The sequence below is a fragment of the Serratia fonticola genome, from assembly GCF_001006005.1.
Taxonomy (GTDB): Bacteria; Pseudomonadota; Gammaproteobacteria; order Enterobacterales; family Enterobacteriaceae; genus Chania; species Chania fonticola.
This window is the reverse complement of record NZ_CP011254.1, coordinates 4,844,433-4,864,338: the sequence shown is the minus strand read 5'-3', so window position 1 is coordinate 4,864,338 and position 19,906 is coordinate 4,844,433. Positions and strand designations below refer to the sequence as shown.

General features: G+C 56.0%; 16 protein-coding genes. 3 read left to right on the top strand and 13 right to left on the bottom strand.

The genetic code is table 11. From position 1 onward, the window contains the following. Positions 1 to 31: 31 nt before the first annotated feature. Complete coding sequence (gene xylB, locus WN53_RS21525; protein WP_024486038.1) at positions 32 to 1,495, bottom strand: xylulokinase; 1,464 nt, start codon at positions 1,493 to 1,495, stop codon at positions 32 to 34. 12 nt (positions 1,496 to 1,507) lie between these two features. Next, positions 1,508 to 2,893 (bottom strand): D-arabinitol 4-dehydrogenase, encoded by a 1,386-nt coding sequence (dalD, locus tag WN53_RS21520; protein ID WP_024486039.1) that lies wholly within the window; start codon positions 2,891 to 2,893, stop codon positions 1,508 to 1,510. Positions 2,894 to 3,081: 188 nt separating this feature from the next. Between dalD and WN53_RS21515 the strand changes: the two genes are divergently transcribed. Continuing rightward, complete coding sequence (locus tag WN53_RS21515; RefSeq protein ID WP_021177886.1) at positions 3,082 to 4,029, top strand: sugar-binding transcriptional regulator; 948 nt, start codon at positions 3,082 to 3,084, stop codon at positions 4,027 to 4,029. Here the strand turns inward: WN53_RS21515 and ogt are convergent. From ogt to WN53_RS21460, 11 genes are all read right to left on the bottom strand, one after another. Next, a complete protein-coding gene (gene ogt, locus WN53_RS21510) occupies positions 4,026 to 4,550 on the bottom strand; it encodes a methylated-DNA--[protein]-cysteine S-methyltransferase (RefSeq protein WP_046808271.1) in 525 nt (174 codons plus the stop codon). The two genes, WN53_RS21515 and ogt, sit on opposite strands and share 4 nt — an antisense overlap. A gap of 212 nt (positions 4,551 to 4,762) precedes the next feature. After that, entirely contained in the window at positions 4,763 to 5,074 is a 312-nt protein-coding gene (locus WN53_RS21505) for a hypothetical protein (RefSeq protein WP_024487000.1), read from the bottom strand. A gap of 341 nt (positions 5,075 to 5,415) precedes the next feature. Next, the gene (locus tag WN53_RS21500; RefSeq protein WP_024486999.1) at positions 5,416 to 6,270 is read right to left on the bottom strand and encodes a tagatose bisphosphate family class II aldolase; all 855 of its coding nucleotides are present in this window, start codon (positions 6,268 to 6,270) and stop codon (positions 5,416 to 5,418) included. Positions 6,271 to 6,279: 9 nt separating this feature from the next. Beyond that, entirely contained in the window at positions 6,280 to 7,443 is a 1,164-nt protein-coding gene (locus WN53_RS21495) for an SIS domain-containing protein (RefSeq protein ID WP_024486998.1), read from the bottom strand. Between the two features lie 885 nt (positions 7,444 to 8,328). Further along, positions 8,329 to 9,099 (bottom strand): transcriptional repressor AgaR, encoded by a 771-nt coding sequence (agaR, locus tag WN53_RS21490; protein WP_024486608.1) that lies wholly within the window; start codon positions 9,097 to 9,099, stop codon positions 8,329 to 8,331. Between the two features lie 333 nt (positions 9,100 to 9,432). Then, complete coding sequence (locus tag WN53_RS21485) at positions 9,433 to 10,341, bottom strand: ROK family protein (RefSeq protein ID WP_024486607.1); 909 nt, start codon at positions 10,339 to 10,341, stop codon at positions 9,433 to 9,435. Positions 10,342 to 10,359: 18 nt separating this feature from the next. Continuing rightward, positions 10,360 to 11,643 (bottom strand): Gfo/Idh/MocA family protein, encoded by a 1,284-nt coding sequence (locus tag WN53_RS21480; RefSeq protein WP_024486606.1) that lies wholly within the window; start codon positions 11,641 to 11,643, stop codon positions 10,360 to 10,362. Between the two features lie 17 nt (positions 11,644 to 11,660). Beyond that, entirely contained in the window at positions 11,661 to 12,797 is a 1,137-nt protein-coding gene (locus WN53_RS21475) for an ABC transporter ATP-binding protein (protein WP_024486605.1), read from the bottom strand. 24 nt (positions 12,798 to 12,821) lie between these two features. Beyond that, on the bottom strand, positions 12,822 to 13,640 hold the full coding sequence (locus WN53_RS21470) for a carbohydrate ABC transporter permease (protein WP_021806473.1): 819 nt from the start codon (positions 13,638 to 13,640) through the stop codon (positions 12,822 to 12,824). Positions 13,641 to 13,650: 10 nt separating this feature from the next. Then, complete coding sequence (locus WN53_RS21465; RefSeq protein WP_024486604.1) at positions 13,651 to 14,592, bottom strand: carbohydrate ABC transporter permease; 942 nt, start codon at positions 14,590 to 14,592, stop codon at positions 13,651 to 13,653. Between the two features lie 78 nt (positions 14,593 to 14,670). Next, a complete protein-coding gene (locus WN53_RS21460; protein ID WP_024486603.1) occupies positions 14,671 to 15,924 on the bottom strand; it encodes an ABC transporter substrate-binding protein in 1,254 nt (417 codons plus the stop codon). Between the two features lie 461 nt (positions 15,925 to 16,385). Between WN53_RS21460 and WN53_RS21455 the strand changes: the two genes are divergently transcribed. Further along, positions 16,386 to 18,047, top strand: a complete 1,662-nt coding sequence (locus WN53_RS21455) for a DUF4091 domain-containing protein (protein ID WP_046808270.1) — start codon at positions 16,386 to 16,388, stop codon at positions 18,045 to 18,047. A 126-nt stretch (positions 18,048 to 18,173) separates the two neighbouring features. Continuing rightward, positions 18,174 to 19,874 carry a bifunctional ornithine lipid synthase OlsF gene (gene olsF / locus WN53_RS21450; RefSeq protein ID WP_046808269.1) on the top strand — a complete coding sequence of 567 codons (1,701 nt, stop codon included), beginning with the start codon at positions 18,174 to 18,176 and terminating at the stop codon, positions 19,872 to 19,874. Positions 19,875 to 19,906: the final 32 nt, after the last annotated feature.

Here is a 19,906-nt window from a genome sequence, read left to right as displayed (position 1 = left end):
TACAGTCTTATTATTTTTTACCGCGCCGGGATCATGCCCGGCGCAGGGCCAATTGTTGTTGATAGAGCTGGCGGTAGGTGGCCAGACGTTCCGCGAGCAGAGGTTGGCGTTCGCCGTCCGGCAGGAAGCGCCGATCGATGGCGGGTTTGTGGCAAACCTGCTCCACCGTTCCGCCCGCTGCCAGCCATCCCAACCGCGCCGCGCCCAAAGCGCCACCGGCTTCGCCGCCAAGATGGGTGACCACCGGCAGATCGAGCACGTCGGCCATCAGTTGCGCCCAATGTTCGCTACGAGCGCCGCCGCCAATCAGTGAGCATTGCTCCAGTCGGGTCCCCGCCTGCGAAAGCACCTCAAGGCCGTCCGCCATGCCGAAGGCCACGCCTTCCAGTACCGCATAGCCCATTGCCGCACGCTGATGGCTGTGGGTCAGGCCGTGGAACGCACCGGTCGCCAGCGGATCGTTGTGCGGCGTCCGTTCGCCGGACAGGTAGGGCAGAAAGACCGGGGCCAGGCGCTGTTCCGCCAGGTTCATCTGGGCGATTTCGGCCAACAGCGTGGGTTCATTGCTGCCCACCAGTTGGCAGAACCAGCGCAGGGCACTGGCGGCGGTAAGCATCACGCTCATCTGATGCCAGCGCTCAGGCAAGGCATGGCAAAACGCATGGACGGCGGATTGTGGATTGGGGCGGAAGCGATCGTTAACGGCAAACAGCACGCCGGACGTTCCCAGCGAGATAAACGCATCACCTGGATTAACCGCGCCAATGCCCACCGCGCTGGCTGCGTTATCTCCACCGCCACCGGCGATGATAATATTGTCAGCAAGGCCCCAGGAGCGGGCAATATCGCCTTTCAACTGGCCGGAGACTTCGCTGCCTTCTACCAGACGCGGCATTTGATCGCGGTTGAGGCCACAGGCAGCGAGCAAGGAATCTGACCAGTCCCGCTTGCCCACGTCGAGCCACAGCGTGCCAGCCGCGTCCGACATATCCGAAACCTTGTCGCCACTCATCATCCAGCGCAGGAAGTCCTTGGGCAGCAGGACGGTGGATATTTGCGAGAAGATTTCCGGTTCATGCCTGGCAACCCATAACAGCTTGGGCGCGGTGAATCCCGGCATCGCCAGGTTACCGGCAATGTCATGTAACTCCGGTGCGTTCTGCGTCAACTGTTTGCACTGTTCGGCGCTGCGAGTGTCATTCCATAAAATCGCCGGGCGCAAAACCTGATTATCACGGTTGAGCAGCACCGCACCGTGCATTTGGCCGGAAAGCCCCAGCGAGCGGATTTGCGGCCACTGTTGCGGAATCTTGGCGCGCAAACGGCTCACCACCGCCTGCGTTGCCCGCCACCAATCGGCCGGATCCTGCTCGGCCCAGTGAGGATGCGGGCGTTGTACTTCCAGCGGTTCACCGGCGCTGGCGATCAGGGTGCCGTGGTCATCAATCACCACGGCTTTGATTTCTGAGGTGCCTAAATCGAGTCCTAGATACATGGTTCGCTCCCTTTATTGCGCCAGCCAGTGGTTAACCCGCTCGATGGATTGGCGCAGCAGCTGGCTAAAGGCACTGCTGTGGGCCAAGGTGCTGAACAATTTCTCATCTGAGGCAAATACCGCCACCGGATCGGCCGCTGCGAACATCTGGTGGACAGCGGCGGCGTCCAGAATACCGTCCTGATATTCATAAGGCAGTTGGCCTTGGTGCCAGCGCTGCATAAAGACAAAGAACAGGGCAGGCAGTATGGCCGTGGCTTTCGGCTCCTGGCCGCGCTGATAACACTCTTGCAGCGTTGGGGTAATGAAACCGGGGATTTTGGAAAAACCGTCGGCGGCGACGCGCTGGTTGGTATCGCGAATATAGGGGTTGCTAAAGCGTTCCAGAACCACGTCACGGTAGGCGGCCAAGTCGAGCGGGCTAGGCGTCAGGGAAGGGATCACGTCCTGGGTCACATAGTCATAAGCCAACTGGTGGATGGCTGGGGTGCCGGTGCTTTCATGAATATAGCTTTGGCCAATCAGCGTACCGGCCCAGGCAATGCAGCTATGGCTGGCGTTGAGGATGCGGATCTTGGCTTCTTCATAGGGCAGCACTGATTCAACCATCTCGACGCCGACGTTTTCCAACGCTGGCCGCCCGTTGATGAAATCATCTTCGATCACCCATTGGATAAAGGCTTCCCCCATTACTGGCGCACGGTCCTGGAAGCCGGTGGCTTCGGCAACGCGCTCGGCAACTTCCGGCGCTGGCCGTGGCGTGATGCGGTCAACCATGGTGTTGGGGCAGCGGGTGTGGCTATCGATCCAGGCGATCAGCTCCGGTTCTTTACGCAGTTGCAGGAACTGCATCAGGCCGTGACGGAAGCGTTCACCGTTATGGCGCAGGTTATCGCAGTTCAATAACGTGACAGGGTCACCATTAAGCTGCTTTCTGCGTGCCAACAGTTGGGCCATGGTGCCGTAAATGGTGCGGCAGGCGCCCAGCAGATCGGCCTGAATATCGGCGTTAGCGCGATCCAGGTTGAACTGATTATCCAGATAATAGCCGCCTTCGGTGACGGTGAAGGAGATGACGCGGGTTTCTGGCTTGGCCCCCTGTGCGGTCAACGCGGCCAGTTCGTTATCCCAGGGAATGACCTTGCTGATGGAGGTAATGGTTTCATACTGACGTACGCCCTGTGGGGTGACGGTCTCCAGCACGTATTGGCCTTGTTGCTCAGCCAGCGTATTCAGTAACGGCGTGGCGTCATCGCGAATGTTGGCAAGCGCAATCGACCAGCGGCTATCGCCTGTTGCAATCAGCCGATGCAGATACCACGCCTGATGAGCACGATGGAAAGATCCGGCGCCGATATGCAGCCAAATGGCTTGAGAAGAGTTCACTGGTTTGCTCATAACGTTCTCCACTAAAGGTTATTTTAGGGCATCCGCCCTTTTGTGGGGCATTTGCTCTGTTAATGGCGATAGAGTAAATAAACTTTTGCCCTTTAAATGGGCTTTAGCTCACAAATGTGCAAATCGACCTCTGCGGGCAGGTGGAATGCCGGTAAAATGGGGCCATCAGGGGTAGCGAGTGAAACAACATGGTCAAACACGATAAGAAGCTGGATCAGGCGGCGCGCGCCGCCTGGATGTATTACGTGGCCGGACAGACTCAGAATGAAATTGCCGAAGCGTTGGGCGTATCGCGCCAGGTTGCGCAGCGGCTGGTGGCATTGGCGATCGACAGCGGTCTGATCAGCGTCAACATTTCCCACCCGGTAGGGCGCTGCATGGAATTATCGGCCCGTCTTAGCGCACGCTATGGCTTAACGCTGTGTCAGGTGGTGCCTAGCCAGGGAATGGAGAGCGCTGGAATAAACCGCGCGGTGGCGGTGGCCGGGGCTGAAGTGATGGCGCAGTTTTTGCGCAGTGAACAGCCATTGAACATTGGGGTTGGTTCAGGCCGTAGCCTGAAGGCGGCGATTGATGAACTGCCTGAATTGGAGCGGCCACAGCATAGCTGCGTCTCACTGATTGGTGCGATCGCGGCTGATGGCTCCTGTACCCGGTATGATGTACCGCTGTGGATGGCGGAGAAAACCCAGGGCCGCTACTTTATCCTGCCCGCACCGCTGTTTGCCGATAGCGAACAGGATCGCGCCTTGTGGTGCAACCACCGCATTTACCGCACGGTTAACGACAAGGCCAGCCAGGCCGATGTGACCTTTATCGGCATTGGCACCATCGAATATCACTGCCCGCTGCACAAGGATGGATTTATCACCGCAGAAGATGTTGATCGGCTGTGCGAATCTAACGCGGTGGCAGAAATGCTGGGCCATTTTATCGATCCGCAGGGCCAGCGGGTGGCCAGCGAACTCGATCGGCGGCTGACCAGCGTCAATCTGCACCAACGGCCGGAAAAACCGGTGATTGCGCTGGCCGGTGGCGCAGAAAAGCATCAGGCCATTCGTGCCGCCTTGCTAGGCCGCTGGATCAACGGCCTAGTGACGGATGAGGAGAGCGCCTTGGCGCTACTGGCCGATTAAATCAGATCCTGGGGCAGGAAACCTTCATGTTTCAGCAGCCATTGTTTGCGCTGCACCCCTCCGGCGTAACCGGTCAGCGCACCCTGTGAGCCGATCACTCGGTGGCAGGGAACCACGATACTGATCGGGTTCGTGCCGTTAGCCATGCCAACTGCGCGCGAAGCGGTTGGCCTGCCAATGCGCTTGGCCAATTCCCCGTAGGTGATGATCTCCCCACAGGGAATTTGCCGCAGTTGTTGCCAGACGGTGCGCTGGAACTCGGTGCCCGCAGTCATCACCGGCACAGTGTCGATGGCTGCCAACTCGCCAGCAAAATAGCGTTGCATCACTTCCGTCAGGCCGCCTGGGTTGGCTTGTTCCTGAATGATGAAAGGAGAGGCTCGATAATGGCTGTTGAGCAGCTTCATCAGGCGAGCCTCATGATCGGTCCAGTCCAGCGCGCGCATCCGTCCTTGCTCATCTCCGATCAACACCAGTTCACCGACCGGCGTCGGCATACGATCAATAAAAAAGGTCAGCATGTTGTTCACTCCTTGCGTTTGATAGGGCGATTATTACATGAAAGAGCCGGATGTGATGGCGGATTTCGGACATGCTGATGGGGCGGGGGCTAAAGGAAAAAACAGGGTACACCCAAGTGGGTATACCCCGAGAGGCGAAACGCCAAGATGTTAATAAAACCACAAAATCATTTTCTATGGCTAATTGTATGACATAATTCCGTCGATTAGGATTAATTGTAAATTAACGTAATTCGTTGTAGAGAAGGGTCATTAAACACCGATTCACGAATGGGTTTGCCCATTAATTCCGAACCCATATTATCCAATGGCATTTTGATAAATTCATTGGTGTTGAAGGCGGTTTCACGATAGCAACTGGATATATATTGACCATCATTGCGCGCAATTTCGCAGGTTGGGGCGCTGATTTTGCCGGAAAACTGGATGCTCCCGGAGATGGTGTTGTGGCTAACTTCTTGTTTTGAATGGGCTGAAAGTGGCAGGGCTGCCAGTATGGCCAAAGCCGTAATAATAGATTTCATAAGCTATTCCTATTAGCATAAAGTAAAACCATCCATTAACAAAAAAGTCGATTATTGTCTAAAAAATAAACTTCCATTGTCTGATGATTTAATTTCCAACGTTACTATAATGTATTGAGTAAATAATAATAACAGCAATCGTTCGTTAATTGAATTTAATAGTAGGGATGGGCAGGCAGTAAAACCATGATTTAGATCATAGTGGGAGAATTTAGGGGGCGATGTGAGAATTATTACTTTTAATGCTGCTTATAATAACGGGTGTGACTTTAAATAGCGATATTAATGTTAAGGCCGCATAGTCATCGTTATTCTGCGGCCCTTAACCTTACTCTTTAGAGTTACAGCATCCCCGCACTGCCACAGATACGGATCTTTTCTGCTACCACTTCTTTCATCGCCAATTTGCCCGGGACGATGTATTTACGCGGATCGTTGGCCTCCGGATGTTGGGAGAAATAGCTCTTCACCGCATCGGCAAAGGCGATTTTGAGTTCGGTAGCCACGTTGACCTTACACACCCCCAGCGAAATGGCTCGCTTGACCATCGCTTCCGGGATACCGGAGGCACCGTGCAGCACCAACGGGATCTCCAACTGTTCGCGGATTAGCGCCAGCCGGTCAAAATCCAGCTTGGGCTCCCCGTGGTACAGCCCATGAGCCGAACCTATGGCGACGGCGAGGGAGTCGATCCCGGTAGCCGCGACAAACTCGCGGGCGGCTTTTGGGTCGGTATAAAAGCCGTCTGCGGCATCGACAATCAGATCGTCTTCCTGGCCACCCAGGCGGCCCAGCTCCGCCTCTACGCTAGCCCCATAGCGATGGCATAACGCGACGGCCTGCGCAACCAGTGCGATGTTCTGCTCAAAAGGCAGGTGCGAGCCATCGATCATCACCGAGCGGATCCCGGCTCTGACCTTGGTGGCGATATCCTCGAGTTCTTCGTGATGGTCCAGATGCAACGCCAGCGGCAGGTCATGGCGCTGGGCTGCCGAGCGGCAAATTCCCACCAGATAGTCGGTACCCGCATAGCTAAAGGTGCCCGGGGTCCCGGCCATGATCACCGGGGATTGCAGTTCGGCGGCGGTTTCTGCCACGACCTGCACCGTTTCAAGATTGTGTACGTTGAACGCTGGCACGGCATAGCCCTGCCTTTGTGCTTTCAACAGCATTTCACGGTTGGATATCAGGTACATAACGGCTCCTTACAGCTCGGTAGCAGAGTAGGGATAAATGGTCACGCCTTTTACCACGCGGTTGACTTCCCCGGTTGGGCAAGGGTTATCCGGCGTCAGGCCGCGCGCCAGCGAGCTTTCAAACGCCAGCATTTGGGCGAACAGCAGATAGGGGAATAACAGCCAGATATCGTCGTCGGCATGATGCAAATCGGACTGGCCCGTTTTCTCCGTTGGCGAGTTACCCAGGCCAACCAGCTGCTTGGCCAAACCGTCGCGCTGGAGTTCGTCCCACAGATCCTGCTCATAACGCTCGGTATAGCGGTTGCTGGAGAGCATCAGCAGCACCAACGTCTGTGGATCGACCATAAATTTAGGGCCGTGACGCAGGCCCAGAGGCGAGTCGTAGCGGGTGACGATTTGCCCGGCGGTCAGTTCCAACATTTTCAGCGAGGCTTCCTCCGCCAGGCCGGTGAAACAGCTACTGCCGAGCACGATGTAACGGCTAAAGCCACTGCTGGCCAGGGTTTTTACTTGGGATTGCAGCGTTTCACGCAGTTCTCTACAGCGCTCGATCATCTGCGCTAGTGGTTGCTGGGCTGCATCCAGGGAATAGGGGCCTAACAGCAGCGCGGTGCTCAGCATCATGCAACTGAAGCTGGAGGTCATGGCAAAGCTCTGGTCGTTTGAGCCCTGTGGCATCACCAGGGCACAAACGTTCTTACGGCCGTGCGCGTAGTTGGCCAACTGGCTGTCCGGGTTGCACACTAGCATCAGGTGATAGCACTGGGGGAGCAGTTGATCTGCCAGCGCTACCGAAGCGACGCTTTCCGGGCTGTTGCCGGAACGGGCGAAAGAGACCAGCAGCGTCGGGCGTGACGGGTCGAGAAACTGCTGCGGATTGGCGACGATATCGGTGGTGCCATAGGCCGCAACATCCCGGCCGGTTTTCTCCCTCAGCCATGGGGCCAGCGCCCGACCGGCAAAGGCTGAGCTGCCAGCACCGCACAGCACAATCTGCAGGCGCGGGTTTTGCAGCAGCGGCGTCAGGAAAGCGGAGCATTGCTCCTGTTGTGCGACCAACTGCTGGTGCAAGGCAGCCCAAAGGTCCGGCTGCTGCCAAATCTCACGGGCGGTATGCAGCGCATGATGTTGCTCCAGCCAGTCCGCATCGTAAGAAAAATAACCTGTCATGATGGTAACTCCTTAAAAAATAAAACGGTTAATACCTAATAAATGCCTGTTGATGCGGTGCTGAGCCAGGTTAGGGTCTGGTGCTGTGAGTTGCCCCTCACCCTAACCCTCTCCCAAAGGGAGAGGGGATCGAACCGTGCCACCGGCCAACTCCTGCGCTCGCCACTAATTAGCTTCTGTACCTGGCTATTTCTCCGTACCCACTCTTAGGATTCCGGAGTTGCTATGTACCTGACTGCTGCTTCGTACCAGCCCCCTCTCCCAAAGGGAGAGGGAATCGAACCGTGCCACCGGCCAACTCCTGCGCTCGCCACTAATTAGCTTCTGTACCTGGCTATTTGTCCGTACCCACCCCTTTGATTCCGGAGTTGCTATATACCTGACTGCTGCTCCGTACCAGCCCCCTCTCCCTTGAGGGAGAGGGGATCGAACCGTGGCACCGGCCAACTCCTGCGCTCGCCACTAATTAGCTTCTGTACCTGGCTATTTCTCCGTACCCACCCCTTTGATTCCGGAGTTGCTATGTACCTGACTGCTGCTCCGTACCAGCCCCCTCTCCCTTGAGGGAGAGGGGATTGAACCGTGCCACCGGCCAACTCCTGCGCTCGCCACTAATTAGCTTCTGTACCTGGCTATTTCTCCGTACCCACTCTTTTGATTCCGGAGTTGCTATGTACCTGACTGCTGCTCCGTACCAGCTCCCTCTCCCTTGAGGGAGAGGGTTGGGGTGAGGGGGCGATCCCAGATGCCTAATACGCCTGAACCTGACCGCCGTTCCGTTTAGTGCCTGCTTTCGAAGTAGCCTCTGTACCTGACTGCTGCTCTGCACTAGCTCCCTCTCCCTTGAGGGAGAGGGTTGGGGTGAGGGGGCCAGCGGAAACCCATTCATTGGTCGGCGATAATCACCTGGACCCCCAGATTTTGCAGCGCATGCAGGTAATTGGTCGGAATGCGGCTGTCGGTCACCAATCGGTGGATCTGGCCGATCTCGCGGATCATGCAGAAGCTGCTACGGCCAAACTTGCTGGCGTCAACCACCGCAATCACTTCGCGGGCCACTTCGCACATGGCGCGGTTGAGCTGTGCTTCACCGGGATCTGGCGTGGTGATGCCGCCCACCAAATCAAAGCCATCAACGCCGAGGAAAAATTTATCAAAGCGATATTGGCGAATGTGCTGCTCGGCAGCGGGGCCATACAGCGACCAAGACTTGCGCCGCACGCTGCCGCCGACCACCATCAAATCCACCTGCTCATTACTGGCCAATTCAAAGGCGATATTCAGGGCGTTGGTCATCACCACCAGGTCTTTCTTACCTGCTAACTGGGTAGCCATCTGGCTAGTGGTGGAGCCCGAGTCGAGAATGATCGCGTCACCGTCGTTAACCAACGCGGCGGCGGCACAGGCAATGGTGAATTTCACATCGCGGTTGATGCGCCCCTTGTCTTGTAGCGGGCGATCGAAGGCGAACTGTTTATTGAGCATCGCGCCGCCGTAGGCCCGTACCGCACAGCCACTTTTTTCCAGATGGCGCAGATCGCTGCGAATGGTGACGGTAGAGACGGCAAACTGGCTGCTCAACTGTTCCACGCGCACCGTGCCCTCACGGCATAGCTGGTCGATAATTAATTCCCGCCGTTTTACGGTATTGATCATGAATAGCTGACTCCTGATTTACCCGTAGCAAACCCCGGCCGTGGCATAGGGGCCACAGCAACCGTTACAGGCGTATTTTCAGTCTTTCGTTGCAAATTACAGCAAACGAAACCACGCAACGCAATCGAAAAATTTAAATATAATCTTATATTTCAACCGGTTATTACCGTGGCGTCTTTCGGTTGGTCATCAAATGAAAGCCGCGTGGAAATAAACTGAAAACCGGTAATGCCTTATTTATTCGGCTAATATCTCCGTGACCACGCCAATTAATTCCGCCGTGGATGAAAGCTACCCACGGTGATTAATGCGGGTGAGCTTTCCTTAATTTTTTTATTGCCAGCTTTGGCGCAACAGTGCCGCACCGCGTACGCCGCTGCTGTCGCCATACACTGGGGGATAAACCATCGCCGGTTCCGTCCCTGGCAGTAGCCAGCGGCTCATGGCGGCAGGCAACTGTGCATAGAGTTCGCTCACGTTAGAAAGCCCGCCCCCTAGCACGAAAGCGTCCACATCCAGCAACAGTTGCAGGCTGGCCAACGCGCTGGCCAGGATATCGATGTAGATCCCCATCAGGTGCTGCGCTAACGGATCGCCCTGACGGTAACTGGCGATCAGCGCCGGAACGTTGGCCGCGCTATGGCCAAAGTGTTGGCTCAGGGCCAACAGGCCGCTACCGGAGACATAACGCTCAAAGCAACCGGTTAGGCCGCAATTGCAGACAAACAGCGGCAGATCGTAACGCTGCGCCAATTGGGCCGAGATAGGCGTATGCCCCCATTCACCAGCCAGTCCATTGCGACCCTTGTGGAGCCGTTTGTTCATCACCAGCCCGCCGCCAGCGCCGGTACCGATGATGGCACCAAACACCACCTCCAACCGTTCGGTCTGGGGCGTGCTGGCCTCCGAAAGTGCAAAACAGCGGCAATCGTTTTCAATCTCTACCGGTCGCGATAGCTCCTGGGTCAGATCGTCTGCCAGACAGTGGCCCGTCAGGCAGGGCACGTTTACCGCCAACTGCTTGCGGCTGCGTGGGTCGGTGATCCCCGGTAAGCCAATGCCGATGCTGCCTTGGGTGTGCAGGCTGCGATCGGCCTGGCTGACCAGTTGCGCGATGCAGGCGAGAAACTCGCGGTAGTCGCCGGTGGGCGTACTGACGCGCTGGCACAGCACCTGATTCAACTGGGCATCGTAGGCGGCCATTTCGATTTTGGTGCCGCCAATATCAAAACCGTAACGCATAGCATGAGTAGCCACGGTTTACTCCTCGCCCAAGGTGATGACGGCGTTTTCCCGGCGGGCGCGTTCGGCGGCAAAGACCATCAGGTGACTCTGCAAAGTTTCCTGCGGGCCAGACAACACTTGCGAAGGATCGTTGGCACGCACGGCAGCGATAAAGTGCTGCATCAGATAATAATCGCCGCCGCCGTGGCCAGACATGGTGTGCAGGTCTTCGGCCTCGTCCACGTCATACAGCGTTTCGCGGTCGTCAAGGAAGGAGGTGATGCGGATGTAGCGGCCATCGCCCTCCAGGCATCCCTGGCTGCCAAAAATGCGCGTTTTGCGATCTTCCATTTTGGTAAAGGCGGTCATGGTAAAGGCGGCGGTGCGGCCACCGCTAAACTGCATATTCACCACCTGATGATCCACCACGTTGTTATCACAACGGTAGACACAGCGGCCATAAGGGCCGTTGCGCAGCGCGGCGACCAGTTGCTCCTGGTCGACTTCCGGCGTCAGCACCCGCAGGAAGCCCGGCGTTGCCTTGTGAATATCGCCAAGGTAGATACGTTTGGCGGAATAGGGGCATTCGGCCTCAACGCTGCAGTCCAGGCAGTTATCCGCAGCGCCCTGTGGCTGGTTTTCCTGGCGGAAGTGGCGTAACCCACCAAATGAGCTGACCTGCTCACAAGGGGTATCCATCACGTAACGGATCCAGTCGATATCGTGACAGGATTTTTGCAACAGCATAAAGGCCGCCTGCTGGTCATTGCGCCAGTTGCCGCGCACGAAAGAGTGGGCCTGATGCCAATAGCCCACCGGCTCCAGATGTTGCAGGCTAACGATGTCGCCAATGACCTTATCGCGCAGCAGTTGTTTGAGTTTCTGGGTATAGCGGGTATAGCGCAGCACGTGCCCGACGGAGAAGATGATCCCTTGGCGTTCCACTTCTTCCACGATGGTGCGGCACTCACTCGCGTCCGGCGACAGCGGCTTTTCCAGCAGCATGTGATAGCCCTGTTTGGCGAAGGCCAGAGCCGGTGCCAGGTGCAGAGTGTCCTGGGTACAAATCATCACCGCATCGGCCAGCTTGCCCGCTGTTACGGCCTGCTGCCAGTCGGTAAACACGTTTTCGGGGGAAATGCCGTGCTGGGCTACAAACTGCTGGCGATAGGTATCGCGCGGTTCAGCGACTGCCACCACTTGCATCAATTCTGGATGGGCGAGCGCATAGCGGGAATAAATTTCCCCACGAGCACCGGCACCAATCACCAACACGCGCACCGGGCGTCCGGTATAGTCATTAGATTGAGCTGACGACATTGCAAAGTACTCCCAAATTATCCCAGTGACTGGGTAGAGTTATTATTCAGGTTGTCACCGCTGGCCTGATCGAACAGGTGGGCGCGGGCCAAATCAAACGTCAAATGGATCTGTTCGCCGATGCTCGGTTCCCAGTCTGGCTGAGACGCAATCCGCAGCACGAAGCGTAATCCGGCCAGTTCGCAGTGCAGCAACTCTTCGTTACCCATGCGTTCAATGGTGGCGATGCGGGCCGGGAAACAGTTTTGGGTACCGGCAGCGCACAGGCGCAGCGCTTCAGGGCGAATACCCAGGCAAACGCGCTGGTGCGGATAGTTTTCCAACTGCTTTTCCAGCGCGGGCGGCAGAGTCAGCAGATAGCGATCGTCGATACGCAGCTGTGTTCCCTGAGCATTACGCAGCAAGTCCAGATCGTGCAGGTTCATCGACGGGCTGCCGATAAACTCGGCGACAAAACGGTTGGCGGGGTGGTGATACAGGTTGATCGGCTTGTCTACCTGCATGATGGTGCCCCGATTCATTACGCAGATGCGGTCGCCCATGGTCATCGCCTCGACCTGATCGTGCGTCACGTACACCATGGTGGCAGCGGCGCCTTCCTGTTTCAGTCGGTTGTGCAGTTCGATGAGCTGCACGCGCATGGAAACGCGTAGCTTGGCATCCAGGTTGGAGAGCGGTTCGTCGAACAGGAACACCTTCGGTTTACGCACGATGGCACGTCCAACTGCCACGCGCTGGCACTGGCCACCGGAGAGCTGGCCAGGCTTGCGATGCAGCAAGTTGGTGATTTCCAGCTTCTCGGCGGCATCCTGCACCCGCCGGTCGATCTCGGCCTTACTCTCTTTACCAATCAGCCCAAAGGCCATGTTCTTGTAGACGGTCATATGCGGATAGAGCGCATAGTTCTGAAACACCATAGCGATGCCGCGATCTTTGGGCATGGTGTCGTTAACGCAGCGGTCGTGGATCATGATTTGGCCTTCACTGACGCTTTCCAGCCCGGCGATCATGCGCAGCAGGGTGGATTTGGCGCAGCCGGACGGGCCGACAAACACCATAAACTCTCCGTCCTTGATATCCAGATCCACGCCATGCAACGCCCGGAAACCGTTGGGATAGACCTTTTTCACACTGTTTAATTGAATACCGGCCATGTCTGTTTACCTTATTGTTCGCGGTTAGCCTTTAACGCCAGCGCTGGCGATGCCCTGGATGAAATAGCGTTGGAAAAGAATGAACAGCATCAGCATCGGGATCACCGCCATCAGCGCCCCCGCCATCAGCAGCGGGTATTCCACTCCGGCACGGCTGGACAGCGAAGCCAGGCCCACCGGCAGCGTCAATTTCTCGGTCGTGGTGTTGACGATCAGTGGCCACATCAGGTTATTCCAGCTCCACAAACCGTTAATGATGATGCAGGCGATGATGCCGGGGCGGATCAGCGGCAGCATGATGCGCCAGAAGATGGCGAAGTAGCTGTAACCGTCGATCAGCGCCGCTTCCTCCATTTCCTTAGGTACCGCCAGGAAGAACTGCCGCAGCAGGAAGGTGGCGTAAATACTGAAGATCCCCGGCAGCACCAGGCCGGTAATGCTGTTAACCAGCCCCATTTTCTGCACCACCAGGAACTGCGGGATTAGAAATGCCTGGCCGGGCACCATCAGGATCGAGATGCACACCAGGAACACCGCGTCACGGCCACGAAAGTGCAGGCGGGAGAAGCCATACGCGGCCATGGTGGCGATCACCATTTGCAGCGTCACGGTGGAGAAGGTGGCCAGCAGCGAGTTGATATAAAAATCCGCGAAAGGGATCTCGCGCATGATCTTGCCGTAGGCCTGCAAGCTGGGGTTTTCCGGCAGCAGGGTCAGCGGGATCTGAATGCTTTCGGCCTGGGTTTTCAGCGAGGTCACCAACATCCAGATAAAAGGCACCACCGAGGCCAGCGCCGCCAGCGTCATAAACAGATAGACCAGGGCTCGTTTGCTTATCGTCATCAATGGCTCCTCAGCTCACTCTCAGGCGTTTGCCAATCGCCATCTGCACCAGTGTGATCACCAGCGTCACGGCGAACAGCACCACGGTAATGGCAGAGGCGTAGCCTTTCTCTTGCAGATAGAAGGCGTATTTGTAGAACAGGTTGGTGATGGTCATCACGTCACCTTCCACCAGGGCGCGGTCGAACATCAGGAACACCACGTCAAAGATTTGCAGGATCTCGATAAAGCTCATCACCGACACAAAGAACAGCGTCGGCACCATCATCGGCAGCGTGATAAAGAAGAAACGGCGCAGGGTGCTGATACCGTCGATATCGGCGGCTTCATACAACTGGCGGGGGATACTTTGCAAACCGGCCAGCAGGATGATGATTTTCAGCGCCAGCGACGACCAGATAATGATGATGGACACGCTGATGCGTACCACGTCCGGATCGGAGAGCCAGGCGACCGGCGCAATGTGCAGCAGGTTTAGCCCCTGGTTAATCAGGCCAAAATCCTTGTTGAACAACCACTGCCACACCATTGCCACTGCGGCAGGCATGGTCACCGCCGGTAGAAACAGCAGGGTGCGCAACAACGCTTTGCCGCGAATGTTCTGGTTCAGCCCAATCGCCAGCAGCAACGACAGCAGCAAGATCACCGGTACGCACACCACCACATAAAACAGGGTGTTGAAGGCGGCGGTATAGAAGTCATCGTCCTCAAACAGGTTGATGTAGTTGTCAAAGCTGATGGTCGTCCAGCTCATAAACTGGTTGAGGTCGGTAAAGCTGTAAACAATGTTCTGTAAAAACGGGATGAAGTAAAACACCGTCAGGCCGATCACCAGCGGCAGGATCATCACCCAGCCCCAGAAGCGTTCGGCTCGCTCCAGGCGGCTTAATGCGGCACGAGGTTTGCTCTTTGCCTGTTTTATGTTGGCCGTAGCCGTTTCTGCCAGCGACATGTCGCCATTCCTCACCTTTGACTGCTCAGTGTTTCCGCTACGGCCTGCCTTCGGGTAGGCAGGCCGTAGCGCGGGGAATTACTGCTCCATGATGCGTTCGATCTTCTTGATCGATTTATCCATTTCCGTACGGGCATCCGCGCCCATAAAGATTTTCTTCAGGCTGCCGATCCACATGTTTTGCCACTTCGGTGTGTTGGTGCCTGCGGTTGGATAGGCCTCGGTCACTTCCAGCGTTTGGATGTACGGAGTGACGTCAACCTTTTTGACTTCCTCCGCCCAGGCTTTAGCCGCGATCTTGTTGGCCGGGATCACTACCTTCGCCAGGGTGGCTTGCGAGGCTTCGCTGCTCATAAACTCGATGTACTTCCAGGCTTCCTGCTTGTGGTCGCTCTTGGCGGACATGGCATAGGCCAGACTGTGGGCCACGCCAGACTGGCGCTCGATCTTCGGCATCATCACCACGCCGATGTGCTCGTTGATCAGCGGATTGTTGGCGAACGGTGCGGCCAGCCAGGAACCGGCATACACCATGGCGGCGCGGTTGGACTGGAAGATGTTTTCGGTCTTCACTTCGCTCATCTGCTGGGCGGTTGGCATCAGGCCGTCTTTCATCATCCCTTGTAGCTGCTGGTAGACCCAGATGGCGTTGTCGTTGGCGATATCGGTCGGTTGGCCATCTTTTGGCACGATATGATTGCCTTTCTGGAACAGCAGGTTCATATAGCTGTCCTGGCCGTCGATACTGAGATCCATCACCAGCGGGAAGGCGCTGCCCTTCAGGCCGGTTTGCAATTCGGCGGCCTTTTTCTTCATGTCGTCCCAGGTCCAGTCGCTGGTGGGATAGCTGACGCCGGCCTGATCGAACAGTTTTTTGTTGTACCACACGGCAATGGAATCGACGTCGCGCGGGATGGCCATCTGTTGGCCGTCGTATTGATAAGCCTTAACGGAGCTGGCAACGATATTATCCAGATTGACCGTGCCGTCTTTTAAATAATCGCCCAGCGGTTGCATAATGCCGTTTTTGGCATATTGCACAAAATAGGGCATGTTAATCCAGAATATATCCGGCGCGACACCGCCGGCGGCGGCAGAATCTAATTTAACAAAGTATTGTGCAGCGGGGGTTAATTCTATTTCCACTTTGATATTCGGGTTGGCCTGTTCAAATCGTTTGGCAATTTCCTGTTCGGCAGGTAATTGGTTTCGATCCCAAACTGCATAACGTAATGTTATCTGATCGGCGGCATATAACATGGTCGGCAACAATAAAGCGGCTGCAACAGCGGAATGCAACAGAAAACGTCCGGCGTTTTTTCTAGGTGACATTGCTTTACCCTCGGTGTCGGCGAATACATTTTTTGTGAACGTGATTTCTTTCTATCCCTTAACTTTCAATGTGTCAATGCGGCCATTTTGCCCAAAAATGGGGCATGTATCTTTCACTGTTGTTAACAACGAAAGGTCAAAGCCACCAACCGAAAGCCTTTTTTGTTGATGAATTGTTAATGTCGAAGGGCGAAAATCCGTTGTCGGGCGGCAGTTATGGCTTGCTGGGGTCATAGGATTAACTGATAACCCTTGCACCATAATGGGGATTAAAAACGTTTTTATTGTGCAGGCCGCGGCATCTTTCATTTTTGTGATGCAAATAAACAAAAAAATTAATTTTTTGCCGGGTGAGAGGGTGTTCGCTGGCTTTTTTTGTTGGCCTATATTGCCTGTGGTGAAAAAACACGCTAGCCTGAAATTAATTCAATCCTACCGTAAAATAAAACAGGGCAGCTATTATGCGTCTCACGCTACTATTTACCCATTGCCTGGAGAAGATATTTCATCGCCAAGCCGCACCGCAGGTGGAACAGCAAAACCAATTCAGCTGTCTGAATAATGAGACCCTCTCATGGCAAGGCGTGTATTGTCTGTACCGCGAGGATAATGAAACCCGTCGGGAATTACGCTATCAACTTGAGGGGGAATTGGCCGATGATATCAGCGTGCGCCATGTGCAGTCGGTGCCCAGCCACTTTCCCTGTTATGCCGAGGCCGATGAGAACTATCTGACGACCGAGCCTGGCCTATTTCCCGACCCGCTGATGCCCATTCAGGATCGGCGTTTTTTTGCCGCCTGCCGTTATTACGCCAGCCTGTGGCTGACCTTTACGCCGCCAGCGCAGGGTATTGCCGGTGGCGACTATCCGCTAACGCTGCGGTTGTTCGATCAAGAGACGGGGGAAGAGCTGGCCGCAGCCAGCATGACGCTGCATGTAGTGCCCGCCGCCTTGCCAAAGCAGAGGTTGCTACATACCGAATGGTTACATACCGACTGTTTGGCGGACTATTATCAGATTGCAGTGTTCAGCCCGCAATACTGGCAGGCGGTGCGTAACTTGGTACGCAACGCGGTGGCAAATGGCGTGAATATGCTGCTAACGCCGATCTTTACGCCGCCGCTGGATACCGCCATCGGTGGCGAACGCACCAGCGTGCAGCTGGTTGGGGTGAAACGCAGCGCAGCGGGTTATCAATTCGATTTTGAACGGTTGGCGCAGTGGGTAGCGCTGGCGCAGGAGGAGGGGATCGAACACTTCGAAATTGCCCACCTGTTTACCCAATGGGGCGCAGCGCATGCGCCCAAAATTATGGTTGAGGTCGCGGGGGAATTGCAGCTGTTGTTTGGTTGGCATACCGATGCCCACGGCAGCGAATATCAGCAGTTTCTGCAGGCATTGATGCCAGCGTTGACCGGTTGGTTCCGGGCCCGGGATCTGCAACGGCAGGTGTGGTTCCACATCTCGGATGAGCCCAAATTGGAAAATATCGCCGCTTACCAACGCGCCAGCGATTCACTGCGGCCTTTGCTGGAGGGGTTCCGCACTTTCGATGCGCTCTCGGACTTTGACTTCTATCAGCGCGGGTTGGTAGAAACCCCAGTAGTAGCCACCGATCATATCGAGCCGTTCCTTGAGCATCAAACCCCGCAGCTGTGGGCCTATTACTGCTGCGTGCAAAGAACCGAGGTGGCCAACCGCTTCTTTGCTCAGCCTTCGGCCCGCAACCGCATTCTGGGTATCCAGCTTTACCTCTATAACATCAGCGGTTTCCTCCACTGGGGCTACAACTTCTATAACAGCAGCCATTCCCGGGAGAAACTGAATCCCTATGCGGTAACCGACAGCGGCAACGCCTTCCCCTCTGGCGATCCTTTTGTGGTTTACCCTGGGCCGGATTTCATGCCGATAGAATCGCTGCGCTTGCGGGTGTTCCATCAGGGGTTGCAGGATCTGCGGGCGTTGCAGTTGTTGGAGAGCCTGACCGATCGCGCCACGGTGGAGCAGTTGATCGATCAACAACTGGGTATGCGCATCACCTTCAAACGTTACCCTCATCAAGCCTCTGTGCTACTGCGGCTGCGCGAACAGGTTAACGCCCGTATAGAGGCGGCTCTGTAAAGCAGAGGATAGAGGGGCGAGCATTCTCGCCCCTGACGCCTGATTTCATCTTTTCGTCATCAAACGATCATGTTCAGGTCATGACGCTGGCTTAAGTTTTCAGCGACTAGGCCAGGAGATGACCCGATGTTTACTTTGGATAGCCTGCTGCAAGATGTCTTCCCACAGCATTCTCCCCCTGCCTGGCAGCGAAGCCTGCTAAGAACCTTACTGCGTGAAAAAGAATTCAGACAGTTTGCCGCCGACTATCCGCACCTGAAAGGGTTGGATCTGATCGAGCAGGTGGTGGACTACTTTCATTTGAGTTGTGAACTGGTTGATGGGGATTTGGAAAACATCCCCAGCCAAGGCCCAGTGGTGTTGGTTGCCAACCATCCCATTGGTTCGCTGGATGGCTTGGTGCTGTTGCGGACGGTGGCGGCGGTACGGCCAGACGTCAAGGTAGTGGCCAACCAGCTACTGAGCTGTATCGAACCCTTACGTAATCTGTTTGTACCGGTTGATAACCTGGGCAATCGTACCAACCGCCAGCAGATCGCAGCCATGCAGGCCCAGTTGGATAATCAGGGTGTGCTGATCCTGTTCCCGGCGGGGGAAGTGTCCCGCATGAGTCCCAAAGGGATACGCGATGGCCACTGGCATACCGGATTTCTGCGGTTGGCTGCCAAGGCGCGGGCACCGATCGTACCCATCCATATCAGCGCCAGAAACAGCGGCCTGTTCTATTTGACCTCGCTGATTTATCGCCCTTTATCCACCTTGCTGTTGGTGCGCGAGATGTTCAAACAGCAGGGCGGACGGATCAAAATCCGCATCGGCGGGCGCATTCCGTTTGCCCATTGGCATGATGGCCATACTCAAGCACGCGATCTCGCCGAGCGTTTCCGTCGCCATGTCTATCGGCTTGGTCAGGGGAGGCCGGGACTGTTTACCAGCGAATCGGCCATCGCCTTGGCGGAAGATCGCCTTGAGCTGAAAAAAGCGTTGGCGGCCTGCGAGCGACTGGGTGTTACGCCGGATGGCAAAACCATTTTCCTTTATCGCCGTCAGGGGGAGGCCAGAGCACCGATCCTGCGGGAGCTTGGCCGCCTGCGTGAGATCGCTTTCCGTGCCGTGGGCGAAGGCTCGGGGCGGCGGCGTGATTTGGACAGCTATGACGACGACTATTATCACCTGGTGCTGTGGGATGAGGAAGAGCTGGAGATTGTCGGTGCCTACCGCTTTATCCCCACGGCACCGCAGTTGGCCAGCAAAGGACTGGCAGGCATCTACAGCAACAGCCTGTTCCATTACGATCGTGATATGACGCCGATCCTTGAACAGGGGATTGAGCTGGGTCGTAGCTTTATTCAACCGGCCTATTGGGGGAAGCGCGGTCTGGATTACCTGTGGCTCGGCATTGGCGCCTATCTGGCCAAATATCCGCAGTATCGCTATCTGTTCGGCCCGGTATCCATTTCAGGCGGTATGCCGGTTGCCGCTCGCGATTTGTTGATTGCCTTCTATCGCCTCTATTTCTCTCCAGACCATGTTATGGCTCAGTCACGGCAACCTTATCCGGCCTCCTTGCCGCAGGTATTGGCCCAGTTCGCCGGTGATGATTATCAGCAAGACTTGCTGCGCCTGAAAAGCCTGTTGAGCAACCTCGGCTGTTCGATCCCGACCTTGTACAAGCAATACACCGAGCTGTGTGAACCTGGCGGCGTGCAGTTTATCGACTTCGGTACCGATCCGGCGTTCAACCACTGTATCGATGGTTTGGTGTTGGTGGATCTGACGCGGCTGAAGCCTGCCCGCTATCAGCGCTATATTGCCGCTCATCTTTAGCTTGGCTAACAATGTAGGGTTGCGCCTATTCA